This window comes from Campylobacter sp. US53 (assembly GCF_004378995.1).
In the GTDB taxonomy this organism is placed as follows: domain Bacteria; phylum Campylobacterota; class Campylobacteria; order Campylobacterales; family Campylobacteraceae; genus Campylobacter_D; species Campylobacter_D jejuni.
Window position 1 is genome coordinate 1 of record NZ_RYYH01000015.1, and the last position, 6,791, is coordinate 6,791.

The 6,791-nt window shown below is 31.8% G+C and carries 2 protein-coding genes and 3 pseudogenes; 2 read left to right on the forward strand and 3 right to left on the reverse strand.

What is annotated here, in order from left to right; translation table 11 throughout:
* Positions 1-1,283: pseudogene (locus ELQ05_RS08020) on the reverse strand (cache domain-containing protein); the annotation flags it as partial.
* A gap of 168 nt (positions 1,284-1,451) precedes the next feature.
* Between ELQ05_RS08020 and zupT the strand changes: the two are divergent.
* Positions 1,452-2,327: a zinc transporter ZupT gene (zupT, locus tag ELQ05_RS08025; protein ID WP_096702686.1), complete on the forward strand. Its 876-nt coding sequence runs from the start codon at positions 1,452-1,454 to the stop codon at positions 2,325-2,327.
* A gap of 24 nt (positions 2,328-2,351) precedes the next feature.
* Here zupT and ELQ05_RS08030 read toward each other — a convergent pair whose 3' ends face one another.
* Both ELQ05_RS08030 and ELQ05_RS08035 read right to left on the reverse strand, forming a co-directional pair.
* Positions 2,352-4,868, reverse strand: coding sequence for a molybdopterin guanine dinucleotide-containing S/N-oxide reductase (locus ELQ05_RS08030; RefSeq protein WP_134240074.1), 2,517 nt, complete (start codon positions 4,866-4,868; stop codon positions 2,352-2,354).
* A 10-nt stretch (positions 4,869-4,878) separates the two neighbouring features.
* Positions 4,879-5,453, reverse strand: a pseudogene (locus ELQ05_RS08035) (cytochrome C).
* 1,252 nt (positions 5,454-6,705) lie between these two features.
* Here ELQ05_RS08035 and ELQ05_RS08590 point away from each other — a divergent pair.
* Positions 6,706-6,791 (forward strand): annotated as a pseudogene (locus tag ELQ05_RS08590) (hypothetical protein); the annotation flags it as partial.

The window sequence follows — 6,791 nt, forward strand, 5'->3', positions numbered from 1 at the left end:
ACGGTTTGAACTGATTCTTTAACGGCTTGATTGTCTTGTTCTAAACCTTTTTTAGTAGCAAGGATGTTTTCGTTGATCATTTTGCCCATTTTTCCAAGTTCATCATCGGCTTTGATTGAAATTAAATCAACTTCGTGTTTTTCGTGATTTAAAAAATGAAAGAAATTTTCTAAAGATTTTAAAATAACAGGAATTCTAGATCCAACTATTTTTTTAACGCAGACATAAACTATAATCAATATGACAAGTAGTATAAAAAAAGAAATGATGATAAAAATAATTTCTAGTTTCTTTAAAGGTGCTAAAACTGAATTTTTAGGAGCAGTTACAACCATACTCCAATGACTTGAATTATTTGCAGTGCTAAAAGATGAAACGGATGCATAGCTTAAATCTCCAGTTGAAGCAACATAATCATCTATTATAACAGTTTTGTGTTCTTTAACAGCATTATTGACTAATTCCACAGAGGGATCTTTATTTATATCGCCAAGTGTTTTTAAAATAGCATTATGATTTTTATGAATGGTAATAACACCTTTATCAGTCATTAAAAATCTTAAATCCCCTTCAAAAAAATCTAATTTTGGGTCAAGTATGGTTTCAGAAACTTCAGAAAAATCTAAAGTATATCCAGCAACTCCAATCAATTTACCTTTATTATTAAAAATAGGCATTCCAAAATTAATACCTAGAAAATCTTTTCCATCGTAGTTAAGTTTAGTTGGTGGCCCAACAAATAAACTATCTTTATCTCCATATTTAGCGTTTTTTTCTACTTGTTCTATAATCTTTAAATTACCAAAATTATTTGGCGTTTGAATCGTTTCTATTCCTCCAGATTTTCCACTGGTTTGATCAAAATAAATCATAGCAAAAGTTTTACCATCAGAACTTGTGTATCTTTTATCAATTCCTTGAGCATCCCCTAACACTGAAGTATCTTTTAAATACAAAAAAGTATAAGCTGAATATAAACTACTATCAAATAAATTTTTCATTAAGCTTTCAATCAGATCAGCATCAACTTGATTATTGTGTTCAAACATATCATTTAAGGAAGTTGCGGTTCCTTTTGTAAGTGCAACAGTTTCATTTAGAATGCCTTCCATATAATTGGTATATCTTTTTGAAGCTAAAAATATTGAATCTTTGGCCTCTTTCTCCATATTTTCAGAAATATATATGGAAACTGTTGAAACTAATACGATGATGCCTAAAATTACCCCTATAGCTACAGATAGAATAAGCTTAGTACTTATATTTAAAGAACGAAAATTCATATTTTTTCCTTAACTTTTAAAAATTTATAAAAAAGACGATATGATATTCTATAATTTTTTAAAATGTTCTTAAAAATTTTAATATCTTTTATATTTTTACCGTATGTTAACTTTTTATAAATATAAATATTTAAAATATTAAAATTTTATTGAAGTTAAGAATTATTAATGCAATTTACATTCGAACAAATTTTTATCGCAATGCTATTGACTCTTTTTGCAGGTTTTTCTACAGCTATAGGTTCTATAATAGCCTTTTTTTCCAGAAAAGATGATTTAAGAGTGCTTTCTTTAGGGCTTGGTTTTTCAGCTGGAGTAATGATATACATTTCTTTCATGGAAATTTTACCCACTGCACTTAAAGATTTTAAAAATCACTATGATTCACATTGGGCTGAGCTTTTGGGATTGGCTTGTTTTTTTGGTGGAATTTTAATATCTTTATTGATTGATAAATTAATCCCCGAAGATGTCAATCCTCATGAGCCTAAAAAGGATTTAAGCGAGTTAAAAATTTGTCCCTTACCCCAAAAAGGACAAAATCCTCCGAAATTTCATCCTGGAGAAAAGTTGCATCAGATCAATACTAAAGCTTTAAAACGCACAGGGATTTTTACAGCTTTGGCTATTGCTATACATAATTTCCCTGAAGGTTTTGCTACTTTTATTTCAAGTCTTGATAATCTTACTTTAGGAATTGCTATAGCTATAGCTGTGGCTATACACAATATCCCTGAAGGTTTGGCTGTGAGTTTGCCAATTTACCATGCTACAGGAGATAAGAAAAAAGCTTTTATTTATTCAGCTCTTTCGGGTTTTGCAGAGCCTTTGGGTGCTTTTGTTGGAGCTTTGATTTTATTGCCTTTTATAGGCGATCTTACTTTAGCTATAAGTTTTGCTGTGATTGCAGGAATTATGGTTTTTATATCTCTTGATGAGCTTTTGCCCGCTGCAAAAACTTATGATAAGGCTCATGATAGTTTATATGGACTTATCACAGGAATGGCAATAATGGCTTTAAGTTTAAATTTGCTTGGACAATAGAAAGCCTTGCGGCTTTCTTGCAATTTAATTCACACCTTTTGGCGCATTAAAGGCAGTAAGTTTTGGTAGTTCACCTTTAAATTTTTCTATGTTTACGAGCCCTGTATGAGAGATATTGCCATTGGCAAGTTTTGAAGTTGGCATATCCATGGTTAAAACATTTGCATTTCCACATTTGCAAAGTCCGTTTTCATTAGGATCATACCAAGCACCTTCACAAAGCCTTACAACCCCTTGCATGATTTCATCGCTTACAACAGCCCCTGCTAAAACTTCACCGCGTTTGTTAAACACACGCACTACATCGCCATTTTTTATACCAAGTTTTTTTGCATCTTTAAAATTGATTAAAATCGGCTCTCTATCTTTTATTGCATAAGTATCTCTTAAGCTTGTGTGGCAAAGTTGAGAGTGCAAGCGATCTCTTGGGTGATTTGTGAGTAAGTGGAAAGGTGCTTCTTTACTTGCATTTCCAAGCCATTCAATAGGCTCAAACCAAGTAGGATGGGCTTTGCAATCATCATAATTATAATTTTTAATCGTTTCTGAGTAAATTTCAATGAGTCCTGAATCTGTACCCAGAGCATTTAAGATAGGATCTTCTATAAATTCTGAAAAACGAGTCCATTCTAAACTTTCAGCTGTTGGTTCAAAAGTGATTGGTTCATTTTTAGCCCAAAATTCTTCAAAACTTGGCATAGGAGTAGCAAAAGCTTCGCCAAAACTTTGAGTTTGTTTTAGGGCACTGTTGTAGTATTCTTTGATGAAATCTTTAGCTTTTTTGCCATTTTCTGTGTAGGCATTAAAGACATCTTTTCCATAAATTTTACAAATATCAGAGAAAATTACATAATCATCTTTGCTTTCACCCACAGGCTCAACTGCTTGTTTCATAGGAGCTATATGCATATTTGAATAATCTCCTGTCATGGTAATATCATCTCTTTCATAAGATGAAGTTACAGGCATAACAATATCTGCCATTTTAGCTGTTGGAGTCCAGTAAATTTCATTTACCACAACGGTGCGTGGTTTTCTCCATGCTTTTACATTAGTGTTGGTATCTTGATGGTGCACTAAAGGATTTCCGCCTACCCAGTAAATAAAATCAATATCAGGATAGGTAAGCTTAGAGCCGTTGTGATCTATGGTTTTTCCAGGGTGAAGTAAAGCATCAGCGATTCTTGCTACAGGGAAAGAATAACTCGCTGCATTTTGAAGCCATTCTGCGCCTTCACTTGAAGCTTCTGCTTTGCTTAAGCCTTTAAATTTACCATTTTTCCAAATTCCTAAGCTACCTGCTGTCATACCACCGATCACTCCGCCTTTGCAAGTTGGAACACCGCCATTGCTATAATGGTAGCTTAGTCCAAAACCACCTCCTTTTGTGCCGATTTGTCCTAACATCGCACAAAGAGTAACTAGCATCCAGTGAGGTTGTTCTCCATGATGTGCTCTTTGCATACCCCAACCACTCATAATCATAGTAGGATTATCGTAAAAAGTTTCAGCTAAATTTTTGATAGTTTTTTCATCGATACCGCAAATTTTACTTGCCCATTTGGTATCTTTTTTCACTCCATCTTCTTTGCCTTCTAAATAGTCTTTAAATTTATCAAAGCCTGTAGTGTAAGTGTCTAAAAATTCGTAATTGACTTTTTTCTTAGCGATTAAATGGCTTGCCATACCCATCATTAAAGCTACATCAGTATTTGGGCGTGGAGCTATCCATTTGGCATTTAAAAATTTCGCCGTAGTGGTTTTTACAGGATCTATACAAATTACTTTGATTTTGCTGTCTTTAAGTTTTTCAAAGTATGCCAAACCTCTTTGTTCGTTTGAAGTCCAAGCTATGCGTAAAGTAGAAAGCGGATCAGCACCCCAAATTACAACATATTTAGAATCACTTAAGATATTTTCCCATGAGGTTTGTTGCTCATAAACTTCAATCGATCCTACAACATAAGGCATAATCACTTGAGAAGCCCCTGTAGAATAGTCCCCAGTAGCTCCTACAAATCCACCTGTTACATTTAAAAATCTATGAAGCAAGATGCGTGAGTTTTGCATATTTCCACTTGATTTCCAGCCATAACTTCCACCAAAAATTGCACTTGCACCTTTGCTATCTCTTGTTTTTTTAAGTTCTTTGGCGATAAGTTTGATCGCTTCATCATAACTTACGCGGACAAATTCATCTTTACCACGAAGTTCAGGTTTAGGATTGTCAGGATTTTCAAGGTAGCATTTACGCACATAAGGGTATTTCACACGAGATTTATAAACCATATCAGCAGTGTAGCGCTGTAAAGGATTATCCATTTTTGTAACTTTTTCCCAAGGTTCGCTTTTTACTATTTTGCCATCTTTTATAGTGAGTTTTAAAATCCCCCAGTGTGCTGCGGTGATCACTTCTCCATTTTTTACAAGTCCAAGGCTAACTTTTGAAGCTTCTACTGTTTTTCCTGCACTTAAGCTTGGGATGAGAGGTAAAGCACTTAAGCTCGCTCCAATTTTTAAAAATTTTCTTCTATCTAGCATGCTTTTCTCCTTATTTTGTTTTAAAATCTTTTGCGTTTTTTTGTAAGTATTCTATAACTAGCCATCTGTCTTTTTTATCAATACCTGTTCTATCAGCCATAGAACGGAAAATTGTAGGCCAAGCATTAGCTGTAAATTCTTTTTCTTTGTGGATAGCGTGGCAAATTCCGCAGTTATTTACAAAAAGCTCTTTGGCTCAATTTAACATTTTTTTATTGTCTTTGACAAATTCTTTTTTATCTGCCCAAATTTCAAGACTTACCTTATCCCATTTTCCATCTTTTCCAGTTATTTTTTGAGAGAAATTTAATTTTGTATTTTTAGAAAAAGCTGCAACAATAATTCTTTGAGAGTTATTGAAATAAATTACAGAAGGTGCTTTAGGATTTACATAACCATCAATTTTTAGCAAAACCCTGTTATTTTCGCTTTTTAACACTTCAAAAGGATTTGTAGGTAAAGTCTTCCTATGGCTTTAATATCATCTTTATTAAGATAAAGCAATACAACTTCATCGGTATAGGCGGTATTTTTTGCCCATAAACATGTCGCTAGGACAACAAAAGAAATGAAAATCTTTTTCATTACTAATTCCTTAATATAAACTTGATGTAAATGTATTTTAACACTATTTAATTTAATTATTAATTAATATTAATAAAATATTAATTAATAATTAATAACTTTTTTAGAAAAAATTAAGTACTTTATAGTTATAATTTAGAAAATAAATATACAAGAAAGGAAGACAATGTTAAAATCTATCGGAACTAAATTAACCCTTTCAGTAATTGGAAGTGTTATGGTTAGTTTAATCTTTATGATTGCCATCATATCATGGAAAGTTTCTCAAAATATAGAAAAAGAAGCAGAAATTGCTCTAGATATAGCTTCAAAAAGATATGTAAATTATATGCAATCCACACTTAATGAACCTTTTTTACTCTCTAAAGCATTAGGTGCTAGTATACAACAAGTTATTAATGATAATGGGAACATTGACATTAATGTATTGGAAAATTTAACCAAAAAAACATTAGATTCAAGTATGCATACCACTTATGCTTTTTTGTACATTAAAGATCTTTCAGTCTTATCAGGAAATAAAGAAAAAGACACTCAAAATGGAAATTTATCTATTGTTTATAATGATTCAACTCCGGGGATTGACGGAGGTATTAAAACATTTATACAAAATAAAAATATGTATAACAGTATACCTGTAATCTCAAAAATTGAAAACAATGTGCACAATAAAGAGCAAAAGATTACTTTTGGTTCAGTTAAGCGTCTTGATTATGGTAATGGAGAATTTTTAGGAATAAACTTAGGAATGCCTATTTTTAATCAAAAAGGAGACTTTGCAGGAGTTATTGGTTTCTCTTTAGAGCTTTCACAGATGTCTAAAGCTTTACTTGATCCTTCTTTAAATTTTCATGAAGGAGATTTAAGATTGCTACTTACAGATGATGGAACATTTGTTATTCATGAAAATCCTAAAGCAATTTTGCAAAAAATCAATGAATACAACCATTCTCCTTCTGTAGCTCCTATCTTAAGTGCTATTAAAGAACATAGAGATATTTTAATCAATAATTTTTATACGGCAACAGGTTTAACTAGTTATGCTTCGGTTTCTTCCTTTAGTACATTAGAAAATTCAAGTCATTGGAGTATACTTGTAACAACCCCTAAAAATTCAATTTTAAAACCTTTATATCATCTTCAATTAATTATAGTTGCTGTAGTTGTTATATTTTTAATTATAATTTCGGCTATTGTATATATGTGTATAAAATATATGGTAAGTGCAAAAATTAATTCAATTTTTAAATCTTTACAAAATTTCTTTGACTTCATCAACCATAAAACAAAAAATGTTTCTACTATAGAAGTAAAAAGCAATGATGAATTTGGACAAAT